Below are 20,887 nucleotides of genomic sequence, written 5' to 3' on the forward strand. Positions count from 1 at the left end.
GGGTATGGTAATAAGGTTCCGTGGTTGGGCCCCTGCTATTAATACCTTAAGGTTATTAATGGGGGCACAGAATTTCTACTGATGGGTCATGTGTGGATTAACGTGAGGATCGGTAATGTTGATCTCAGTAGGGTGGTTGAGGTTAAGGCTTTGGTCAATACTGGGGCTACTTTAACGGTAATACCTAGGTTATTGGCTAATGAACTTGGCTTAAGCATTACAGGGAAGTCGAGGGTTGAGACTGGGGCTGGTGTTATTGAGGTTGATAGGTCCAGGGCCTGGGTGGAAATTGAGGGTAGGGGTGAGGTTGTTCCCGTGCTTGTGTCTGATATAATCGATAAAGTTTTGATAGGTGTAACAACACTTGATGTTCTCGAGCTTGAGGTTGATCCAATAACTGGCAAATTAAGGGAACGGACACTACTGCTTTATTAATCCTGGAGCATCGGAGTATTGTGGTTTTGAGGGTATTCCTTGAGGCTCATAGAAGTGATTGCAAGGTTCAGAACGCACTCAAGCGCTTAGCCTGGACTTTAGCATAGTTAGGGTTAACGTGGGTGATGAGGTATCAACACACCTGGTTAAGTTAAGTAAGCCCGTGGATCGAAACTTACTTAATTATTTAAGAAGGAATGGGCTTAAGGTTAACATAATTGATGAAGAGACATTGTGGATCTCGGCACCAAGTTGCAGCGCCTGTAAGGCATTGAGCAAGGCTGGACTTCTCGTGGAGAGTGGTAAGCCGGGTAATGAAGATTCTATTATTTATGCGGTGCTTTCTCCAGGCATTAAACGGTTAAGGGTGAGCATTAGGCAGTTGAGATCCAGTGGTGTTAAGGTTAGGGTTCTTGATATGGAGCAGTTACCCATGCCGAGCCCCACGGAAAGGCAGTTAGAGGTCCTACTTCTTGCGTATAAGATGGGGTATTTCGATAGGGAGGTTAACCTTAAGGAATTGGCTAGGCAGCTTGGCTTGTCAATATCGACAGTCAGCGAATTGCTTAGGAAAACTCTTAAGAAGGTTGTGACGCATTACTTTGAGGAGATTGGCATTACCATTGATGAGGGTAAGCTAAATAATTTCGTAATCAAATCCATACCTAGCCCTTAAGTACTCAGCGAGGGCCACGGCATTATTGTGCAACCTATCCCTAGCGGCATAAAGTATGGTTACGTTACCGTTACCGCGTATAATACTTAATAACGCGTTTAAGCCACTGATGTTTTTATCAAGCTCGCTCCAATACCTAAGCCTGAATTCATTCCATTTAGCAGGGTCATGATTAAACCAACGCCTTAACTCATCGCTTGGCGCCAAGTCCCTTAGCCATACATCTATCTTAGCCTTTTCACGACTTAAGCCCCTGGGCCAAAGCCTATCAACCAGCACCCTAATGCCATCACCAGGATCTGGTTGGTCATAGACGCGTTTAACCCTAACTTTAATCATCAATTATTGCATTGTTCATAGAGGAATTATTATTTATTTAATCGAAATACTTTTACAATAATCGTGGCAAAATTACCATTAATTTTAAATTCATTACTAAGGCCTATACCTTTAAACGTTGGCTATACCCAAGGCCTTAAGTACTGGTTTACCAAGGGCTCTCCTAAATCTAAAGAGCATTCCAAATATGACTATGGCAAAGCCAAATGCCGCTACTAGGTCGCCAATCATCCTAAGCCAGACGAACTCATCAACCAGTGGTAATTCCCAGAAGCCGGGGTGACCGCTTGGCGTTATTATAGTCTTTATAAACCAATAGCCATATTTAAGTTCATAAATGAGTTGAAGCACGCCAAGGGGTACTAATGATAATAATGCCTGGAGATAGAAGCCAATGCCTATGATAATGGCTGCCCACCTCATGTACCTAAGATCCTTATCATCAAAGCCACCAGATAGTGTGAAGGCAACCACCCACATCAATATGCTAGGCAGGCCATAAGCCAATGGAAAGGCCAGGTGAGCATGCGCCATAGTAGTTTGGGCATCATGTAAATAGTAATTAAGTAATGGTAGGTTTATGAGGCCAGCACCGAAGGCAACAACCCCGATCCCACCGCCTATCCCCGCCACGAGGGCGTACGTTAATAGGGTCTTCTGAAACTCAGTCCTAACCTCTCCTCTACGCCAAAGCAATATTACATATATTATGACAAAGCCCAGGGGTATTGCTTCAAGTGTACTCATTACGGCACCAACATACATCCAAAATGTGGGCAATCCATTAAAGTAATAATGATGGGCAGTCCCAATCATGCCGGTTATTATCTCTAGAGTTGCATCCATACCGCTAACCACAACACCCAATTTAGGTGGTATCAAACCTGCCACCACCAGGAGCACCACAATAACGGTAACCACGATAGGAGGCCAAAAGCCTCAACAAAGGCATGTATTGTCATCCACCTAAAGTATTCATCAACCTGAAAGTCGGGCCATGGTTGAATTATCGGTAAGGCACCTATGAAGGCACCTGCCGCAGTGCCTGCAATGGCTATTGATAATATCTTGGCAAATGGTTTCAATACGTCGGGCGCGGTTTTAGAAGCCTTATTCCATAGATATGATACGTAACCCAGCATTGCCGTTATTAATATAAGCCATAATGTACCTTGTGTCGTTACGTCCCTACTGAGCGCCTATTATGAACCACCACGGTGATGGTATCAACTGAAGATAGCTAGTCCATATGCCAAGTAAGGTGCCGACGGAGACTAATACGCCGATAACTAATACCGTAAGTACCTGCCTTCTAGTTATGTTTAGTCCGAAGTAAGGAAATACAAAGAACGAGAAGGCTATCCATGTCACAGCTATCCAAAGTACAGCTAATGTATAGTGAAGAGCCCTACTAACATTGAAGGGTAGTATTGGTACTAGGTTTATGCCATATAATGATGTATCTACGTATAAATGCATTGTATAGGCACCAAGAAGTCCCTGAATACCAAGGGCTATTCCGGCAAGTAAGAAAGCAAGTAAAGTAAGTCTTTGCGCGTCGTTGGGCGGTGGTAATTGTATGTTTAGCCTTGGTTCATTCCAGTAATCCATGAGCTTAAGTACTACGTAGCCTGCCATGGGCATTACAATGAGCATTATTGTGAATAACGTGATCCAGGAGGCATAGGTCACGTTAGCTGTAGGTTCAATTAAGCCTGGTATATATGGGAAGCCATTGGTATAGCCCTGCAATGCAATCATAAAGCTCCACGTGAAGTAGGCAACCAAGTCCTTAATCACGGTCTCGTTAGTTATTAGGTCGGGCTTTAACCTAAATTGCTCAGATGCCGGTCCAAGCATCCAAGAATAAAACTTCACAGCATTGTAGAATCCCTGGGCGAAGTCGTTGCTAACCACAACGACATCCCCCTTGGGAGTTGGATCCACCTTGACTGGCATTAGCTCCTGCTTTATTATTGCCATAGCACTCGCATTATCCTGGGGCACAGCATCAAAGCCCAGGTAATGCGCCGCTGTATCCTCATAGATCCTCAGCGTGTATGACGTGAAGTCAATACCGAAATAACTACCCATACCAAGTATTGAGCCGTAATCCATGAGTCCGTACTTCTGGAAGTAATACTTTCCCATGACCACGTCGCTGTACGTAAATAATACAGTACCATTTTCAGTAACCACGGCTGCAGGTATTGGTGGTAAGTGCGTAAATGTGTACCATGCCATAACGCCGTAGGCCACGTAAACGAGTATCGTAACCACAAGCACAACCCGAGGCCATACCGAATTGTGCTTAGCCATATCGATCAATAACTGTTTACGACTTAGTTAATTAATATCGTAATAACCTAAATAGTTTGATGGTATTTAATGCTCATCAATGTTTAGATTTATATTTAATTCTATTTAAATACATACATTCAATAAGCACCTCGTTGAAAGTACGGGTCATTTAACGATTAGAATTAATGATAAGGCTTTTATTGAGGGATGGCATTACCCTAGATGTAGGTTCATGTTGCCCGAACAACTTAGTAAGCCTTGGAAGGATTTACGGGCGTATATCGAGGCCAGGAGGCTGAGGCTTTAGCCGAGGCCAGGTTGGCATTGAGGTTGTTGGTTGAGGGTTATACTAGGAACGCCGCTGGTAAGGCGTTTCAGGCGTTTAAATCGTTGCTCGCAGCATTAGCTGGTGAGAGGAGGGAGGAGCTTCGCGGTAGTGTTAAGAATATTGATAAGGTAATAGCCTACATGCCCACCTCCATGATTCGCGACATGGGTAAACTACTCGGTCTCGAGAGGGAGTCCCTGATAGCGTTGGCGCTTCATCAATACCAATATAATGGCGCCGATCCTGAAGGTGTCATGAGTATATACCCATCAAGGGATGCCGCAGCAAAGGACATATGTAGCCTATTGAATAATGTGGCTAAGGTTCTTGGCGATGAATCACTAAAGCAGGAACTAGATAATGTATGCAGGTCTTTTCAGGGATAATTTTTATTTTCAATGAAATGCGTGAGCCATCCTTAGCTGACCATCGGCACTTCCTCGGGCGCGACCTCGTCAGGCATGAACCTGTTAGTCAATACGTGACCTTTCCTTAAGTGCTCAAGAGCCTCCTCAAGGTCAAAGATTGGGTGCTTACAGTCTATGCAGTAAACCCAACCATACGTTGATAATGCCTCCCTTAACCGATTCTCGGCATCCTTCGAGAAATGACTATACCTGGCACCCTCCTCCTTCGGGACTATGCGGTCCTTATAATAACCAAACCACATGTGGATGGCATGGGGTACGAACTCCTCCTCACTCTCGCTCATTAATTACTTACAAAGTGAGGAAGTGTTTAAACTTTTATTAAGAAATTTTTCAATATTTTATGGAATTTTCATTAATTATTTGATATTAATTCCTGATTTAGGGAATAGTATCTATTGAATGATGGATATTCTTGCTAATAATTTTTTAAATTATCTATGTCAATTTAAAATAATTAATAATTAACAACTGTATTCTAACTGGTAACTAAAGGACTCTTTTTATATCGGATCTTGCTGTGCTCCTTGATAAATATGGTGAGTGCAGTGGGTGATGTGAGATGAATGAGTTGAGGTACATAATCGGTGGTCCTCAGGGTGGTGGTTTGGAGACTACGTCCGAGATACTCTCATGGGCTTTTGCGAGGTCTGGTTATGGCATTATCTCCGATAGGGAGTATTTCTCGAATATCAAGGGTAGGCATAGTTATGTCCATGCCACGGTATCGGCTACGGAACTACCTAAGCACCTTACATACCCTGTCGATATTGTGGCGGCCATGGATGCCGAGACGGTCTTCACGCACTTCAATGATCTTAGGATGGTGGATACCTCATCTATAACAGCGATGATGATCCCGTTAATTACGCAAGTATACCGAGTATGGAGAGGGAGTTGAGGGATAGGTTAAGTGAGCAGTTTAAGGGGCTTGGTCTTGATGGTACGGTGAAGTCCGTGGTTAAGTACCTACAGGGTAATAGGAAGGTGCGTGTCGTTGCCCTTAGCTTTAAGGAGTTGCTCATGGAGATTCAAAAGCGTGAGGGTATAGTTCCCTCACAAGCCTCTAGGTACATAAGTACGATACTCGTTGGTGCCGTTGCGGCGATAACCGATATTAGCCAGGAAAGCCTTGATTACAGCCTTAGGAGGAGGTTCACGAGGGAGGATGTCTATAGGCATAATAGGGCCATGGCGAATATCGTGATTGACCTCGTCAAGGGCCAGTTTGGTTCAGAACTCAAGCTTGACCCTCCGAAAATAGGCGTTAGGAGCATCCTCGTGGCTAGTGGTAATGATGCAATAGCGATGGCGAAGGTCGTGGCTGGGGTTAGGTTCCAGGCATATTACCCAATTACACCCGCTGCTGATGAGAGCTTCACACTCGAGGAATACGAGACATTGGGTGGTGAGGGTTCAATAATTATTTTCCAGACTGAGGATGAGCTAGCCGCAATTAATGCGGCAATAGGCGCCGCATTAACGGGCGTGAGGAGTTCAGTGGCAACCAGCGGCCCAGGTTTCGACCTAATGGTTGAGGGGCTCGGTTGGGCCGGCCATAATGAAGTACCAGTGGTAGTTACGTATTACCAGAGGGGTGGACCGAGTACCGGGCAACCAACCAGGGGCGGTCAGAGTGACCTATTATCGTCAGTATTCGCATCACATGGTGAGTACCCGAGGATAGTGCTTGCCAGTGGTGATCATGAGGAGGCATTCTACGATGCAATAGATGCATTTAACTACGCAGAGACTTACCAAGTACCTGTCATACACCTTGTTGATAAGTTCCTGGCAAACACGATAGCCACAATACCGATGCCAAACCTGGACAACGTGAGGATAACCAGGGGTGTACTAGCGCCGAGGGGTCTCAAGGAGTATAAGAGGTTTGACTTGTCAAGTCCCATATCGCCGAGGGCATTCCTAGGCGATTACGTGATGTGGTACACGGGCGATGAGCATGATGAGTATGGACATATCAATGAGGACCCAATCAATAGGGTTAGGATGATGAATAAGAGGATGAGTAAGCTCGACATAATAGATAGGGAGATACCCGAGGAGAGGAGGTACTCATACTTCGGCCCCGAGAGACCAGACATATTGCTGGTCGGTTGGGGGTTTGTGAAGGGTGTTGCTGTTAAGGCTGTTGAGGAGTTGACTGAGGAGGGGATAAGGGCTGGCTACTACCACATTAGGATGTTCATACCATTCCCAAGAAACTCACTCACGAAGTTTGCCAACGAGGTTGGGGCTAACAACCTCATTGCCGTAGAGCATAATTACATGGCCCAGGCATCAAAGCTTGTGGCTATGAATACCGGCGTCATGATCAATAAGTCGATAGTTAAGTATACGGGGAGGCCCATGTACGTTCATGAGCTCGTGAATGCCGTGAAAAACGTATTGAGGGGTAGTACGAGGGAGGTGGTGAGCTATGGAGCGTAAGATAAAGTTAACGATAAATGACTATAAGACAAATGTCTGGGTTGATTGGTGCCCTGGATGTGGTAATTACGGAATACTCTCGGCCATGTACCAGGCCTTTGCTGATTTACAGCTTGAGCCTGAGAAGACCGTCGTCGTCTCCGGGATAGGTTGTTCGGGTAAAACGCCGCACTTCATAAATGTGACGGGGGTGCATACGCTGCATGGTAGGGCATTACCATATGCTGAGGGCATTAAGTTAGCCAACCCAGACCTAACGGTGGTGGTTAATGTTGGTGATGGTGACCTGCTGGGTATTGGGGCCGCACACTTCGTGGCGCTGGGTAGGAGGAATGTGGACCTGGTCGTCATAATGCATGATAACACGGTCTACGGCTTAACAAAGGGTCAGGCAAGCCCAACACTCGCTAGGAATTTACAGCCCAAGGCGCTTCCCAAGCCCAACATCCAGGACGCGGTCAACCCAATAGGGCTTGCAATAGCCGCTGGGTATACATTCATAGCCAGGGGTTACGCAGCCCGGGTTCAGCATCTAAAGGAGTTAATTAAGAAGGCAATACTGCATAAGGGTGCTGCATTTATTGATGTTCTACAGCCCTGTGTGACCTACGACAACATACACACGTATGATTATTACAATAAGAGGGTTTACGACCTTCAGGAGGAGGGTTGGGACCCAGTGGTTAAGAGCCCCGAGGAGCTTCCGCAGAAGGCCTCCCAGGCACTGGCTAAGTCCTACGAGAGTGATGGTAGGATACCAATTGGCATATTCCTGGTGAATCCAAACGTACCTACGTTCGAGGAGAGATACGCCCAGAGGTTGCCGAATTACCTAAAGGTGCCGCCGGCTAGGGAACCCATCGAGGTTAATGGAAGGCCTGTTATAACCACGGAGAAGTTCAAGGAAATCTTCAGGAAGTACGTTATTGAGCTTAAGTGAGGCAGCCCTTACTTCGTCCTCTTTAAAATGGTGTCCGCAATCTTTATATTTAACCAACTATGTTATTGGCGCAATGTCGTTATACTACGATTTAGTACCGACAGGAATTCCTGGGCTTGACGAGGCATTAGGCGGTGGGTTAATTAGGGGTAGGACATACCTAATTAGTGGCGAGACTGGCACGGGCAAGACCTTACTGTCGCTATCGTTCTTAATAAACGGTATTTATAAATACGGTGAGCCGGGCATTTACGTATCCGTTGATGAGACCTACGACCAACTAATGAATGGTGTTAGGAGGTTTGGTTGGGATCTCGAGGCGCTTAGGGAGCAGGGTTACCTAGAGGTCCTTATACCCGAGATGGACATTATCGAGAAGATTAGGGAGAAGGACCCAATAACAATAGCCAGGTCCCTGGTCTACACAATAGCCGATTACGCAAAGTCCCTGGAAGCCCAGAGACTGGTCATAGACCCAATAGCGCCCCTGGTCACACTGGAGAAGGACGTACAGGTACTTAGGGAGTACATTAGGGCCCTGGTCATGGGTATTGAGAGGGAGGTTGGCGTGACGACGATAATAACCACGGAAATACCAACAGGGGCCAGAGTAATATCTAGGTACGGAGTTGAGGAGTTCCTGGCAGCCGGCGTATTCGTAATGGGGCTAGCCCAAACAACCGAGGGAGACTTCAAGAGGTACCTATTCATCAGGAAGATGAGGTGGCAAGCCGTACAACCAACAATACTCGAGGTCGAAATACAACCAAAGGTTGGCGTAGTCGTTAAGGGACCACTTAAGGATGTCCACATACCGTTCTACGCATTAATGATTTAAGAATTGAATTAAGAATTACCTATTACGTTTACCTTCAATGAATTCCACAAGCCATTGGTAAGCAACGTCAGGCGGTGCATGGACTGGTGGGTTCTTGAAGGCCCATGCAGATAGGCTAATGAGTGGTCCGCCAACCTCCCTATCCATTGCCAGTTTCACTACCCTGACTATGTCGATCATAACGCCGGCGTTGTTGAATGGGTCGTAAACCTCCAGGTCAACCCTTATCCTGATTGGTATGTTTGCGAATCCGCGGGCCTCAATGAGCATATGCGCGATCTTCCTACTACCGAGGAACTTTATGTAGGCTACGGGCGATATGTATGCGTCGAAGTCCTCACCCTCCGCCATCCTCTTCACGGCCTCCGTCTTAGTCCTCTCCTTCTGACCCTTCCTATACATTAGGTTTAGGAAGTCCGGTGTACCGCCAACGTTTAGTTGGTATGTGCCCTCAATCTTAACACCCCTTAACGCCAATAGCCTAATTATGGTCTTGTGGAGGACTGTGGCGCCCAATTGGTTCTGTACGTCATCACCAGCGAGGGGTAACTTCGCCTTCTCAAACTTTTCCTGCCACCCTCTAGATGTGGCTATTACCGATGGCATGGCATTCACAAAGGCAGTCCCACTCCTTAAGGCGGCCTCAGCATACGCCTCACTCGCCCTCTGGGCCCCTGTCGGTAGGTAGTTAATGAGTATGTGCGCGTTCGTGCTTTCCAACTCCCTTATAACATCCTCGAGAGAGCCTCCGTAATCGGTATGAAGGAATTCCTCAATTGATCAGCAACACCATCGAGTAATGGACCCGCCCTAACAATAACGCCCAACTTACCAACATCAATTATTTTAGGCGCATTGTTTGGTTCCGTGAATATTGCCTCGCCGAGGTCCTTACCGACCTTGCGTGAGTCAACGTCGAAGGCAGCAACGATCCTAATGTCCCTTGGCTCATACGGTCCAATGCGTTGAAACGCGAGTCCGACAGGCTCAGGCTCGACCTCGCAGTACTTGAGCCCCTGGATGAAGGCTGAGGCTGTATTACCAACGCCGGCTATCGCCACGTTGATGCTTGACTTCATCATTCACGTAATATTAACAGCTATTAATAAAGGTTTCTCCCGATCAATTTACTTACCCCTCAACACCGCACCCAGTATCAGGAGTACTACACCGGCTATCACGAGGCCCATGCTTACGATAGAGGATAGTACGAAGGGCATGAGCGTATTAACGCTAATTGTGCCGTAGGTATAATAAACCATCACATTCTCACTATAATTATTTACAATAGACAACGTGCCCTGCTTGTTTCGGGTACATACACAACCACGTACTGGCCCTCAACACCCTCAGTCTCTAACTGGCCCGGCCCTGATGCAATCACTTGTAATGGCTTTCCTAGTGTGTCATTGTAGATAATCATTATTGTAGCACCGTTTTCTGGAACGGCTATTGTTATTGACGAGTTGGGTGGGACCAGGGTCTCATTACGTGCCCCGGTAACTAGGGTTTCAACGCCGCTTGTTATTCCTGAGCTTAGGTAAATACCTATGAGGAATATGACAATCCCAAGCACTATTAATGCACCGCCCGTTATTAATAATCCCTTCCTCATTATTTCGCTATCAGAATGAATTATTTAATAAGTAATTCTCACTCTGATGAATTAGGATTAGGCATGTTCGTGGCGATTGAGGGTATAGACGGTGTTGGTAAGTCAACGGTAATATCCATGCTGAGGAAGAAACTGGAGGAGGATGGTTATAGGGTATACACCACGGCCGAGCCCAGTCAATCACCCATTGGCAGGTTAATAAGGGATTGGCTCCTTAAGCCGGGCTCGAACGTGGCCCACCCATCAATATTCGCCCTACTCTTCACGGCTGATAGGGTTCAGCATTACTATGGTGAGGTTAAGCCCATGCTCGATGAAGGTTACCTAGTCATTACTGAGCGTTATATGGAGTCGACATTGGCATATCAAGGCGCAATGGGGCTGCAGCAGGAGTGGTTGATGGAGCTTCATAGGTTTGTGCCTAAGCCAGACCTAACAATAATTCTTGATGCGCCCATCGATACCGTGATTAATAGACTACGTAGCAGGCGTGAGCTCGAGGTTTTCGAAATCAATAGGGAATTCCTCATTAAGGTTAGGGATATCCTGCTGAGGCGGGCATTGATGAATAACTACCCAGTGGTCAATGCCAATAGGGACCTGGGTGTTGTTGTTGATGATGTTTACGGCTTAATAATTAATGCATTGAGGAGGGTAGCTTAAATAGGCGTAATGCGGTAATACCTTGATATGTCTGTTAGGATGATAGACATCACCAGTAAGGAACCTGTCTATAGGGAGGCCATTGCCACGGGCTTCCTGAGGGTTGATGAGGACACAATGAGCGAGTTAATGAAGACTGGCGTTAGCGGCCTTGGTAATGCGGCAGCCGTAGCTAAGGTAACGGCGATAAACGCGACAAAGACGGCTTGGAAATACATACCGCTTCTTCACCCGGTGCCGATTACGTATATCGAGGCCAGGACGCGCTATGAAAAGGATGGAATTAGAATGGCGGTGTTGGCTAGGACGAAGGCTCAGACCGGCGTTGAGATGGACGCACTGTTCGGCCTATTCACGGGCCTACTGGCTGCGTGGAATACGATTAAGGGGTGCAGTAGGACGTGCACGCCTGAGTGGGTCACAAACTTCATGGGTAAGCAGGTACAGACCTGCGGCTCAAGCCGTGTTGATGGGATGTTTGATATTAGGGTCGTTAGTAAGGTTAAGTCCGAGGATGGGGTAAGCCTATCGCTGGGTGACTTCGAGGAGAATGCCGGCGGTGCTCCCGTGGTTACGATGTTTGACGTTACCACAGAACCCACGTACTACGGTGAGGCATCGGCCAAGGGTTTCATAAGGCTTAGGGAGAACACCATTGAGTTGATTAGGCAGGGTAAGGTGGAGAAGGGCGATGTGGTCACAGTGGCCAAGGCGGCATCTATAATGGCAACTAAGAAGACCTGGGAGGTGTTACCGCTGGTCCACCTTAATTACATTACCTACGTTAATGCCGATGTCAAGGTCGTTGAGGACGGTGTTGAGGTTTCTGTGGACACGCGTAATGTATCAAATACGGGCTCTGCGATGGAGCCGTATTCGCCGTTGGTGTTGGCCTATTGACTGTTTGGGATATGGTAAAGAAGTATGAGAAGGATGAGAGGGGTCAATACCCATACACCGTTATTAAGGAGGTCAGGGTATTGAAGGCGCTTAAAACGCCCGCCGTTTAGGCGTAGACCTCGGTTATTACCTTCTCAACCTCCTCAACATCCTTAACAGTGTCAACGGACTTCCAATAAACATCCCTATAAATAACGCCCCTAATCCTCCTCTCACCAGCCAGTTTTGGGAATGCCGTGACCTCAATGTCGCCCTTATCAGGCAGGTACTTGAAAATGTCCTTGGTGAAGGCATAAACACCTGCATTAATTAGGTAGTCGAGTAGTGGCTTCTCCCTGAACTCCGTTATGAAGCCTCATGGTCGACATGGACGATTCCGTAGGGGCTTCTCATGGGGACTAGCGCTATTGTTGAGATGACGTTGCCATGCAATTCCTCTATTAATGGCTTGATTGATAGGTTCGTTATTATATCACCATTGAGCACTATGAATACCTCATCCTCAAGGAACTTCATGGCATTCTTAATGGCGCCACCGGTGCCCAGGGGTTCCTCCTCAACACTATAGAATAACCTAACACCGAACTTGGACCCATCACCCATGACCTCGAAGACCTTAGTCCTTAGGTAACCAACGGCTAGGACTATATCCTTAACACCCTGCTTACTAAGCCACTCAATCTGCCACTGGAGTATTGGCTTACCACCAATCTCGATAAGTGGCTTTGGCCTATCCAATGTTAGTGGTTGAAGCCTCTTTCCAAAGCCTCCAGCCAGGATCAACGCCCTAACCATTAATTGAGAATTAAATTAACCCTATTAATGCATTAAGGTTCATAAACCCAGATTTAAAGTTAAATTTATTAACTTAAACTCTAGGTTTATGGAACATATGATCGAGAAAGCACTGGAACTGCTTAGGCGGGGTAAAATAATCTTCATACACGACTCAGACGAAAGGGAGAACGAGGTTGATGCGGTGATTAGGCTGATTACGTAACGCCATCAGTGATTACCTGGATGAGGAAGAATGCGGGCGGCTTAATATGCTTCGTGACCGAGGACTCAATAGGTAGGCAACTGGGCCTTGATTTTATGAGCGATGTATTGCGTAAGGTCGGCTTTAATGGGCTGGTGAAGAGGCCTGGTTATGGTGATGACCCGGCATTCTCGATATACGTTAATCACGTGAAGACAGCAACGGGTATTAGGGATAGGGATAGGGCGTTGACGATCACGAGACTCGCCGATGTGGTTAAGATGATTGGTGAGGGCAGGGTGATGGAAGCGCGTAAGGTCTTCTACGAGGAGTTCTATGCACCAGGTCATGTACCAATACTCCTGGGTAGGATTGGGCGTAGATTCGGGCATACTGAGCTATCCCTAATGCTTTCAAGGATGGCTGGGGTACCGCCAGCTCTTGTCATTGTTGAGATGCTCAGTGATGACGGTGGGGCATTAAGTAAAGATATAGTTGGTAAAATAGCTAATGAATTAGGCACAGCACTTATAAGCGGTAGCGAAATAATTAGTGAGGCTAAGAGGCAGGGAATTATTTAAATAAATATATTTAAATAATAATCTATATAAGTGAATAACCGTATTAACCCACGTATTATTAAAATACTCACTGCCTTGATATTGTTTAATCCCAAATTGTCATAATTATCATAAAATTTGATATTAGTAAAGAAATTATGTGAGATTTAGCGTATTGAGACCGATATATTCGTCCGTTGCATTTCCAAGCGATGTTTTTAAATACTCCCGAATCAATGAACTTATTGACCGGTATGGTCACACTAGAGGATCTGGCTAAGAGGGAGTATGATGTTGAGGGTAGGAGGTTGAAGCCTACGAAGGTTTGGAAGGTTCAGCCTAAGGGTAGGAAGGGCTTTGTGATGGCCCTGTTCAAGACACCAGACGGAAAAACAGTCAGGAAGGTAATAGCCAAAGTAGACGAACAAGGAAACATAATAACCTAAGCGTTCAACAGGTATCAAAAATAACTCTCTAAAAATCAAATTTTTGTTTCCCTCTTATTTCCTCTAAAAATCTAATGAATTGCTGGTTAATCCTTGTCAGGGATTGTTCGAGACCATGCAACTGCTCAAGCGAGCACCCACTAGTATTAAGTTCAAATCCAGGTATCGTAGAGAATGATAATGTAATAATTATTGATGAGGAGACAAGAATACCATGTTGTATAGCTGCGGTTAATAAGATTAAGGTATCTCAGATTAATGATACACTAAGGGTACATATTTATCTAAAGGATTGCGGTGTTCTTAATGAGTATACTATGAACAGGATTATGAGTATTATAAGGTCTATGAATCCCATAATCACTGCAATAAACATAGACCAAAGTTTATGTGTGATATATTAATTAAAATTGAATATGAAAATGATGATAAAAGTTAAAAATAAAGAAATTAAAGACGTATTCTTATGACAGAATCTAAGGAACAGAAGCAAGCGATTAAGAGAAGCAATGTTAGATGGCTCCTCGTGGCTTTGATGTTTATTGCAATAACGTTTAATTATGCCGATAGAGAGATAGGGTTTTAACCGAGCCCGCCTTCTCGGTATCCTTCGGTTGGTCAAAGTCGGGCGCTCCGTTATCTCATTATGCATTGATGAATATAAGCCTGGTACTATTTATATGGTCCTTGGCATACGCAATCTTCAATTTCCCTGGTGGTTGGATTACAGATAAGTTAGGCATAAGGAAGGCCATGGCGACTTTCTTCGGCCTATGGTCAGCATTTACCGCCCTCACAGCATCAACCTTCAACTTCATTTCAATGGCGGTGGTAAGAGGCTTAATGGGTGCGTCGGAGGGGCCTGTATGGCCAATAAATTCCAAGGTTAGTAAAAACTGGGCCAGTATAAGAGACCCATCAAAGGCCTTTACATGGGCTGGGTCAGGGCAGGCATTAGGGCCTATAATCGGCTTAGCGGGTGGTACAGCGTTATATGCATTATGGGGTTGGAGAGGCGTGTTTATATTCTTCGGTATACTAAGTATATTATTAGCAATTGCTTGGTATGCACTTTCTAGGGATAAGCCTGAGGAGCATCCTTGGGTCAATAAGGCGGAGCTTGATTACATTAGGGAGGGTAAGGCCATGGCTACGGAACCAACGCTTAAATCCGGCGATACATGGAAAATAGCACTCCGTATAGTATTTACGACGCAGGCAGGTATTGGCGTCCTATTAACATTTATATCGTTTGGATATATACTCTATACATTTCTGTATTGGTTACCTCCATTGATGTATGGTGAATTTACCCATTCAGTGACTACATCAGGTTATTACTCGGCAGCAATAGATACGGCACTCTTTATTGGCTTTATAGCGTCTAGTCCATTTAATGACTGGTTGGTTTCTCGTTATGGTAAAGTAATGGGTAGGAGCTCGTCTCGATAGTACTCATGTCATTGATGATAGTAGCAGTTGCCTTATCATACTTTACGGGAACCGCCCATGAATTATTGCCAACAGCATTATTACTTGCGACGGCAGCGGGATTAATGAACCTAACCGTAGGTTCCTATGCCGTCAATGGCTTTGATATAGCACCACCTGGGACCACTGCTACCGTGTATGGGATTTACAATGGTATTCTTAATTTGATGGGTGCTTTCAACTCTATAATAATTGGTTACCTCTTTATTAAGTATGGACCCTTCGTCGGTTTCACAAGTGCTGTGTTTTTCATGGCGCTATTTTTAGCTGGTTACCTAGTGTTTATTAGGGAGGGTACCTGGAAAAGGGCCATTGAGTATGGTTATTCACTCGTTCAGGAGGCGTTAAGTAGGTACCACTGAGCGCTTTAATTAGTTATTATTAGTTAAAATATGTATTACGTAATGTTTATATCCACGGTGTATTACTGTAAACCCACTATGTTTGGTTATGCAGGTAAGATTGCCAGGATTAATTTATCCAGTGGTAAAGTATTGATTGAGGAAACACCTAATTGGTTGGTGGAGTTGTTTTATGGAGGTAAGGGCTTTGTCTATGGAATACTGTCAAGGGAGTTAAGGCCAGGTATAGACCTATTATCAGGTAGTAATAAGATAGTCATTGCGGCCGGCGCCTTAGCTGGTTTGGCACCTGCATCATCTAAGACAATTATTGGCGCCATTAGTCCAATCTCCGGCTTAATACATGATACCAGTGTTGGTGAGTGGTTTTCATACATGCTCAGGGGTGCGGGTTTTGACGCACTCGTGATTGAAGGCGCCCTAAGCGAACCTGGGTATCTATGGGTTAGTAAGGGTAGGGTCGAGATTAGAGATGCTGGGAGGATTTGGGGATTAACAACTAGGGATTCCGTTAAGTTGATCAGGGAAGAGACGAGCAAGGCGGCTTCTGTAATGGTCATTGGACCTGCTGGCGAGAATCTTGTGAAAATAGCGAATATTATGGTTGATGGCGAGAGGGCTGGTGGTAGAGGCGGATTAGGCGCAGTCTTTGGTAGTAAGAGACTTAAGGCGGTCGCGGCATACGGGATCCCCAATATACCCATTGCCGATAAGAATGGTTTCATGAAAAAAAGCCCTTGAGTTATATAGGAAGTTTCGATCATCAGTTGATACAGCCGAGCATAGGGATTTTGGCACGACGAATGGGCTTCTATATAGCGGCTCAATAGGTACATCACCGGCATTTAATTACGGCAGGCCAAAACTCGAGGATGAGCTTGCCTATAAACTGTCTGGGTCGCGGTTCAGGGAGTTAGGTCTTGAGAAGGGATTTCCTGATAAGCCCATTAAGATAATTGGTGCCTTATGCCCAATTAAGTGCTCAAGGTGGATAAGAATACCTGGTGAGGAGGATTACGTTAAGCCAGAATATGAGTCTCTAGCTCTATTGGGCGCCGCGACTGGGGTCTTTGATGAGAAGTACGTGCTTGAGGCTAATAGATTGGTTAACGACCTTGGTTTAGACGCCATAAGTACGGGTAATGTTATTGCCTGGGCCATGGAGCTTTATGAAAGAGGTCTCATTACAAGGGAGGAGATTGGAAATATTGATTTGAGGTTTGGTAATGGTGAGGCATTAATTAAGTTAATTAATGATATTGCTTATCAAAGGGGTTTTGGTAAGGTACTCGCGCAGGGTGTTGCTGATGCATCCAAAATACTAGGTAAGGGAGGTGAGTATGCGGTTCATTTTAAGGGCCTTGGATTACCTGCTTGGTATCCAAACACGGTATTGAGGGGGTTAGTTATTTCGTACTTAACGGCTGACGTTGGAGGTAGCCACCTCAGGGGTTGGCCAAGGCTTCATGACGCGGAGACGCCGCTTAAGGATACGGTTGCGTCAATGGTTGAGGATAGGGATCATAAGGCCGTGATGGATTCAATGGGGCTTTGCGTTTTTAATCCATACACCCTGGATGACATTGAGGCGCTGTATAGGCTTGCTACTGGGAGGAGTGTTACCAAGAATGACCTGGTTAAGGTTAGTATTAGGATTGATACCATAGCCAGGATCTGGCATGTTCTGAATGGTTATATTGATCCATGGGCTGAAGTACCAAGGAAGATGATAGATGACGTAAATGGCCCAAGATTTAGACGTGAAGAAATAATTGAGGGTGTTAGGGAATTCTATAGGATTAGGGTTGGGACGTTGAAACTGGCTTCCAAGCGTGAATACCTAAGGGAATTGAAAATTGAATGGATGATAGACTTAAGAGACAAAGCTGAAAAAGTACTAAGAGAACATAAATCTTAATCTCCAGTGTTAAGCATTGGCAATACCGATTAAATGCTGACGTACCTCCTTACTAAAACTAATTACCGTACTGTAAGAGGCTATAGCTTAGACGTGATACGCATTATTGTAATACCCCCGTGAGTTAACTGCTTATTACAGCTGCTTTAGGGTCTTTTTAATGTCCTTAACTTAATTGTAACCCCTGAATGAACCAAATCAGGTAATGCACAATTTGGCGGCCCCGGTGGGATTTGAACCCACGACCTACGGCTCCGAAGGCCGCCGCTCTTCCTGACTGAGCTACGGGGCCAGGATTATGTCTTGTTCGTAATTTTAAGCTTTTGTGGTATTTTTCAGGTTTAAATGATTATGGAATTAGCTTTCAATGATTTTACTTTTTAATGCATTATACATTATGATTATGTCTTTGCTCAGCGGCTTTATTATTCTCATTAATGTCTCTACTTCGGTTAATATTTTCTTTACTTCTGGATACTCGCCCCTTCGTAGGAGTAGGTTTGCCAGGATTAATTTTAGGCGTAATAACTCCTCGTTTTCTTGGCCACTATTTTCCAATTCACTGATCCTATCCTTAAGCCTATTTATAGCCGTAACTTCGTCGCCACCTACTATATATGTTTCAAAGTAATGACTGCGGTGGGCAATACCCATGTGAAATGACCTATATATTGCATATGTGATTATCAGTATTGCCGCCGTGGGTATTACTGCGTAGTATATGTAGTTTAGGAGGTTCATTTGAAAGAATGCTATTATGTCATAGATGCCCAGGGCTATTAATGCCGCCTTTAGTATTGATTCTAATTTTGACCTATTTATGGATGCAATACTCGCCATGGCAGGCATTGTCTTATGAGTATTCCTTATAAACCCTCTTTCATTTTATGGAATAACCTCTGTTGAGTCTAATATTGGGTCATAAGTAATGTCTTCAGTTTTAATAACGCCATTATTAATTAGTTCCTTAATTCTTGGCGCTATGGAGAGTATGGTCTTTATGGTTCCCCTTGTTACGTAGTCCACAGCCAGAACTCCATCCTTACCCCAGTATTTCTCGCCCTCCATCATTGCGTATAGGCACCTACCGCCACAGTAGGGCCTATACTCACATTTCATGCACATTTCTGGTAATTGAATATTCATTAGTTTAAAGCCAGTATCAACATGGCCGAGCACCGACCAATCCTCCCTAACTGCTATTGGGCATGCAAGTATCCTGCCGTCCGTTGATACGGCGACCGCCCTATACCCTGCGCCGCATGGCGGGCCCTCATATGGCTTGAATAGGTAGGCGTTCAGCACGCCGAGTATTGGCACTATACCTAATACCCTGCCCTCCTCCGCGTTCCTAAGGAATAAATTCACTAATCTCTTAATACCTGGCAGGTAATTACTATCAGCCCATGCCCTTACATCCCATTTGCTGGTCCATATAACATTCAACTGCCAATGAACATAGTCGAAGCCCAGGTTCAGTAAGTGCGTGACATCATCATAAATATCCGTTAGCTCGGTAACGGTCATCCTAGCGATGATCCTCCTAACGCCTATGCTCCTTAGGTAGTTGAATGCATTAACAACAGCCCTATAAACACCCACACCCCTATTGGCATCGGTAACGCTTTCCCTACCATCAATGGATAGTAAAACTACGTCCATCCTCTTCCAATAATCCCTGGGCAGTAAATTAACGAGAGTACCATTAGTCTGGATTCCGAACCTCCTCGCCCTGATGTTATCCATGACCCACATTATGAAGCGTGGATTAAGTAGTGGTTCACCGCCGTAAAAAAATCACGGTAGCGTCAGCATCCCCCTCAATTAATCGTTTCAACTTATCAGCATTATAAGTCACTCTCCAGGGCACAACGCGTGGTTCAAAGGATCCTCCGCAGTATGAGCACTTCAAGTTACACGCGCCTGTTGTAAATAAGAGCCACAGCATCCTTAACACCCTTATCAATCTTGGTCGCTCATACTCAGAATGCTTTTAAAACTAGTACCTATTTTGTTAATTGATGGACATATTCACGATTTCGCTTCAGGTACTACTGCAGGCTGGATTAAGTAATCAGAGTAGCTTCTGGAGCTTTATATCTACAATAATTTGGCTCGTAATATTCGTACTACTCTTCACACCATACTTCCAAAATTACATGGCAATAATGTGGTACTCATACAGCGTGGGGAACTTCCTCAATAGCCTAGGTAGGTTAATAACGAATAACGTTAACCTAGTTATTAATCATATCAACCAACTACTAAAGTCAAATGGTTCATCCCAATCAACTGGTAAGAACCTAATTGAAAAGACTATACAGGACCTCATGGAATTCGTGGTCATAGAGCCGTTAGCGCTGAACCTACTGGTTAATGAGAACACTTAAACTTCTTGTAACATCATATAATGAGAAGCTTGAGGATTCAATAAAGACCTTATTGCCAAATGTCGATAGGCCCCTTGTCCAGAATGTGTTGATGCTGTTGATGGTTTAAGGGAATTGAATTACATATACAAGGTAATTATGCATTACTATAGGTTGAGTAATAAGTATAAGAATCCATATTTAATGATGCAGGTATACATGTTATTACCGATTATTAGGGAGTACGTCAACGCATTGAACGGTGCAATATCAACTTTCCTAAAGGGTCAGCCTGTTGGTGATGCAGCAGGTCCATTAACGGCGTACAGGTTCATGAGGAGTTGTTCGGGATTAACTGAACTTACGCATAATGTTAAGGACACGTACATAGGACTTTGCGACTTTGAGGGTAGGAGGGTCTATGTTGTTAAGGCTAGGGGTCCTGGGGGCACTGTTGGTAATCTCGATGATGGCATAATATATTTGATAGAGAGGGTTGGTGTTAAGCCAAGGATGATAATCACCGTGGATGCCGCGCTAAAATTTGAGGGGGAGAAGACGGGTTCAATAGCCGAGGGCATTGGCGTTGCCATGGGCGGTATTGGCGTTGAGAGGTTCAATATAGAGAGGACCGCCAGTAAATATGGAATACCGCTCTACGCCATACTAATCAAGATGGGCTTACCCGAGCCTTATCGGCCATGACTAAGGATGTTGAGAGTGCGGTTAATGAGGCTGTGGAGAGGGTTAAGAGGGTTATTAGGGAGAACGTTAGGGAGAATGAGGAGGTTATACTTATTGGTGTTGGTAATACGGGCGGTGTTGCTCAGTAGTTAGTAATTTATTTA

The 20,887-nt window shown here is 45.0% G+C and carries 16 protein-coding genes, 1 tRNA gene and 9 pseudogenes; 16 read left to right on the top strand and 10 right to left on the bottom strand.

The window, feature by feature from the left end:
* Nucleotides 1-81: 81 nt before the first annotated feature.
* On the top strand, nt 82-435 hold the full coding sequence (locus tag JCM16161_RS01160; RefSeq protein ID WP_054854741.1) for a retroviral-like aspartic protease family protein: 354 nt from the start codon (nt 82-84) through the stop codon (nt 433-435).
* Between the two features lie 118 nt (nt 436-553).
* Nucleotides 554-1,111: a helix-turn-helix domain-containing protein gene (locus JCM16161_RS01165; protein WP_243668394.1), complete on the top strand. Its 558-nt coding sequence runs from the start codon at nt 554-556 to the stop codon at nt 1,109-1,111.
* Here the strand turns inward: JCM16161_RS01165 and JCM16161_RS01170 are convergent.
* Together JCM16161_RS01170 and JCM16161_RS01175 are read right to left on the bottom strand one after the other, a co-directional pair.
* Complete coding sequence (locus JCM16161_RS01170; protein ID WP_054854743.1) at nt 1,073-1,450, bottom strand: DUF488 domain-containing protein; 378 nt, start codon at nt 1,448-1,450, stop codon at nt 1,073-1,075. The two genes, JCM16161_RS01165 and JCM16161_RS01170, sit on opposite strands and share 39 nt — an antisense overlap.
* Before the next feature lie 111 nt (nt 1,451-1,561).
* Nucleotides 1,562-3,769 (bottom strand): annotated as a pseudogene (locus tag JCM16161_RS01175) (nitric-oxide reductase large subunit).
* A 240-nt stretch (nt 3,770-4,009) separates the two neighbouring features.
* Between JCM16161_RS01175 and JCM16161_RS01180 the strand changes: the two are divergent.
* Nucleotides 4,010-4,465, top strand: coding sequence for a PaREP1 family protein (locus tag JCM16161_RS01180; RefSeq protein WP_243668396.1), 456 nt, complete (start codon nt 4,010-4,012; stop codon nt 4,463-4,465).
* A 32-nt stretch (nt 4,466-4,497) separates the two neighbouring features.
* On the opposite strand, the gene JCM16161_RS01185 is transcribed toward JCM16161_RS01180, so the two are convergent.
* Nucleotides 4,498-4,791 (bottom strand): hypothetical protein, encoded by a 294-nt coding sequence (locus JCM16161_RS01185; protein WP_054854744.1) that lies wholly within the window; start codon nt 4,789-4,791, stop codon nt 4,498-4,500.
* A gap of 278 nt (nt 4,792-5,069) precedes the next feature.
* Here JCM16161_RS01185 and JCM16161_RS01190 point away from each other — a divergent pair.
* From JCM16161_RS01190 to JCM16161_RS01200, 4 genes and pseudogenes are all read left to right on the top strand, one after another.
* A pseudogene (locus JCM16161_RS01190) lies at nt 5,070-6,463 on the top strand (2-oxoacid:acceptor oxidoreductase family protein); the annotation flags it as partial.
* Between the two features lie 69 nt (nt 6,464-6,532).
* Nucleotides 6,533-6,958 carry a hypothetical protein gene (locus JCM16161_RS13705; RefSeq protein WP_243668685.1) on the top strand — a complete coding sequence of 142 codons (426 nt, stop codon included), beginning with the start codon at nt 6,533-6,535 and terminating at the stop codon, nt 6,956-6,958.
* On the top strand, nt 6,948-7,898 hold the full coding sequence (locus tag JCM16161_RS01195; RefSeq protein WP_054854745.1) for a 2-oxoacid:ferredoxin oxidoreductase subunit beta: 951 nt from the start codon (nt 6,948-6,950) through the stop codon (nt 7,896-7,898). Before JCM16161_RS13705 ends, JCM16161_RS01195 begins: the two co-directional genes overlap by 11 nt.
* 73 nt (nt 7,899-7,971) lie before the next feature.
* Nucleotides 7,972-8,736, top strand: a complete 765-nt coding sequence (locus JCM16161_RS01200; protein WP_054854746.1) for a recombinase RecA — start codon at nt 7,972-7,974, stop codon at nt 8,734-8,736.
* A 15-nt stretch (nt 8,737-8,751) separates the two neighbouring features.
* On the opposite strand, the pseudogene JCM16161_RS01205 reads toward JCM16161_RS01200, so the two are convergent.
* From JCM16161_RS01205 to JCM16161_RS01210, 3 genes and pseudogenes are all read right to left on the bottom strand, one after another.
* A pseudogene (locus JCM16161_RS01205) lies at nt 8,752-9,815 on the bottom strand (inositol-3-phosphate synthase).
* A 48-nt stretch (nt 9,816-9,863) separates the two neighbouring features.
* A complete protein-coding gene (locus JCM16161_RS13710; RefSeq protein WP_243668397.1) occupies nt 9,864-10,031 on the bottom strand; it encodes a hypothetical protein in 168 nt (55 codons plus the stop codon).
* The gene (locus JCM16161_RS01210; protein WP_243668399.1) at nt 10,019-10,351 is read right to left on the bottom strand and encodes a hypothetical protein; all 333 of its coding nucleotides are present in this window, start codon (nt 10,349-10,351) and stop codon (nt 10,019-10,021) included. The genes JCM16161_RS13710 and JCM16161_RS01210 overlap by 13 nt, the downstream gene beginning before the upstream one ends.
* A 63-nt stretch (nt 10,352-10,414) precedes the next feature.
* Here JCM16161_RS01210 and tmk point away from each other — a divergent pair, with 63 nt between their 5' ends.
* Together tmk and JCM16161_RS01220 are read left to right on the top strand one after the other, a co-directional pair.
* Nucleotides 10,415-11,014 carry a dTMP kinase gene (gene tmk, locus JCM16161_RS01215; protein WP_054854871.1) on the top strand — a complete coding sequence of 200 codons (600 nt, stop codon included), beginning with the start codon at nt 10,415-10,417 and terminating at the stop codon, nt 11,012-11,014.
* Nucleotides 11,015-11,053: 39 nt separating this feature from the next.
* Nucleotides 11,054-12,024 (top strand): annotated as a pseudogene (locus tag JCM16161_RS01220) (molybdopterin biosynthesis protein MoeC).
* Here the strand turns inward: JCM16161_RS01220 and JCM16161_RS01225 are convergent.
* A pseudogene (locus tag JCM16161_RS01225) lies at nt 12,021-12,709 on the bottom strand (nucleotidyltransferase family protein). The pseudogenes JCM16161_RS01220 and JCM16161_RS01225 overlap by 4 nt on opposite strands.
* A 97-nt stretch (nt 12,710-12,806) precedes the next feature.
* Here JCM16161_RS01225 and JCM16161_RS01230 point away from each other — a divergent pair.
* From JCM16161_RS01230 to JCM16161_RS01255, 6 genes and pseudogenes are all read left to right on the top strand, one after another.
* Nucleotides 12,807-13,474: pseudogene (locus tag JCM16161_RS01230) on the top strand (3,4-dihydroxy-2-butanone-4-phosphate synthase).
* A gap of 233 nt (nt 13,475-13,707) precedes the next feature.
* Complete coding sequence (locus JCM16161_RS01235) at nt 13,708-13,899, top strand: chromatin protein Cren7 (protein ID WP_054854872.1); 192 nt, start codon at nt 13,708-13,710, stop codon at nt 13,897-13,899.
* A gap of 654 nt (nt 13,900-14,553) precedes the next feature.
* Nucleotides 14,554-15,351 (top strand): MFS transporter, encoded by a 798-nt coding sequence (locus tag JCM16161_RS13715; RefSeq protein ID WP_243668401.1) that lies wholly within the window; start codon nt 14,554-14,556, stop codon nt 15,349-15,351.
* A 14-nt stretch (nt 15,352-15,365) separates the two neighbouring features.
* Nucleotides 15,366-15,752: a hypothetical protein gene (locus JCM16161_RS13720; protein ID WP_243668404.1), complete on the top strand. Its 387-nt coding sequence runs from the start codon at nt 15,366-15,368 to the stop codon at nt 15,750-15,752.
* 42 nt (nt 15,753-15,794) lie between these two features.
* Nucleotides 15,795-16,493 (top strand): hypothetical protein, encoded by a 699-nt coding sequence (locus tag JCM16161_RS01250; protein ID WP_243668406.1) that lies wholly within the window; start codon nt 15,795-15,797, stop codon nt 16,491-16,493.
* Between the two features lie 64 nt (nt 16,494-16,557).
* Nucleotides 16,558-17,670, top strand: a pseudogene (locus tag JCM16161_RS01255) (aldehyde ferredoxin oxidoreductase C-terminal domain-containing protein); the annotation flags it as partial.
* Nucleotides 17,671-17,885: 215 nt separating this feature from the next.
* On the opposite strand, the gene JCM16161_RS01260 reads toward JCM16161_RS01255, so the two are convergent.
* From JCM16161_RS01260 to JCM16161_RS01270, 3 genes and pseudogenes are all read right to left on the bottom strand, one after another.
* A tRNA-Arg gene (locus JCM16161_RS01260) sits at nt 17,886-17,962 on the bottom strand.
* Nucleotides 17,963-18,027: 65 nt separating this feature from the next.
* Nucleotides 18,028-18,510, bottom strand: coding sequence for a hypothetical protein (locus tag JCM16161_RS01265; RefSeq protein WP_243668407.1), 483 nt, complete (start codon nt 18,508-18,510; stop codon nt 18,028-18,030).
* A 45-nt stretch (nt 18,511-18,555) separates the two neighbouring features.
* Nucleotides 18,556-19,618, bottom strand: a pseudogene (locus JCM16161_RS01270) (TIGR04084 family radical SAM/SPASM domain-containing protein).
* A gap of 73 nt (nt 19,619-19,691) precedes the next feature.
* On the opposite strand from JCM16161_RS01270, the pseudogene JCM16161_RS01275 reads away from it, so the two are divergent.
* Nucleotides 19,692-20,872 (top strand): annotated as a pseudogene (locus JCM16161_RS01275) (DUF1512 domain-containing protein).
* Nucleotides 20,873-20,887 lie beyond the last annotated feature (15 nt).

The organism is Vulcanisaeta sp. JCM 16161, assembly GCF_001316285.1.

Excerpts from the sequence above, each read along its gene's own strand:
- JCM16161_RS01160 (WP_054854741.1), top strand. The coding sequence starts at position 82 with ATGGGTCATGTGTGGATTAACGTGAGGATCGGTAATGTTGATCTCAGT.
- JCM16161_RS01170 (WP_054854743.1), bottom strand. The coding sequence starts at position 1,450 with ATGATTAAAGTTAGGGTTAAACGCGTCTATGACCAACCAGATCCTGGT.
- JCM16161_RS01185 (WP_054854744.1), bottom strand. The coding sequence starts at position 4,791 with ATGAGCGAGAGTGAGGAGGAGTTCGTACCCCATGCCATCCACATGTGG.
- JCM16161_RS13705 (WP_243668685.1), top strand. The coding sequence starts at position 6,533 with ATGAGTAAGCTCGACATAATAGATAGGGAGATACCCGAGGAGAGGAGG.
- JCM16161_RS01195 (WP_054854745.1), top strand. The coding sequence starts at position 6,948 with ATGGAGCGTAAGATAAAGTTAACGATAAATGACTATAAGACAAATGTC.
- JCM16161_RS01200 (WP_054854746.1), top strand. The coding sequence starts at position 7,972 with ATGTCGTTATACTACGATTTAGTACCGACAGGAATTCCTGGGCTTGAC.
- JCM16161_RS01210 (WP_243668399.1), bottom strand. The coding sequence starts at position 10,351 with ATGAGGAAGGGATTATTAATAACGGGCGGTGCATTAATAGTGCTTGGG.
- tmk (WP_054854871.1), top strand. The coding sequence starts at position 10,415 with ATGTTCGTGGCGATTGAGGGTATAGACGGTGTTGGTAAGTCAACGGTA.
- JCM16161_RS01235 (WP_054854872.1), top strand. The coding sequence starts at position 13,708 with ATGGTCACACTAGAGGATCTGGCTAAGAGGGAGTATGATGTTGAGGGT.
- JCM16161_RS13715 (WP_243668401.1), top strand. The coding sequence starts at position 14,554 with ATGAATATAAGCCTGGTACTATTTATATGGTCCTTGGCATACGCAATC.
- JCM16161_RS13720 (WP_243668404.1), top strand. The coding sequence starts at position 15,366 with ATGATAGTAGCAGTTGCCTTATCATACTTTACGGGAACCGCCCATGAA.
- JCM16161_RS01250 (WP_243668406.1), top strand. The coding sequence starts at position 15,795 with ATGTTTATATCCACGGTGTATTACTGTAAACCCACTATGTTTGGTTAT.
- JCM16161_RS01265 (WP_243668407.1), bottom strand. The coding sequence starts at position 18,510 with ATGGCGAGTATTGCATCCATAAATAGGTCAAAATTAGAATCAATACTA.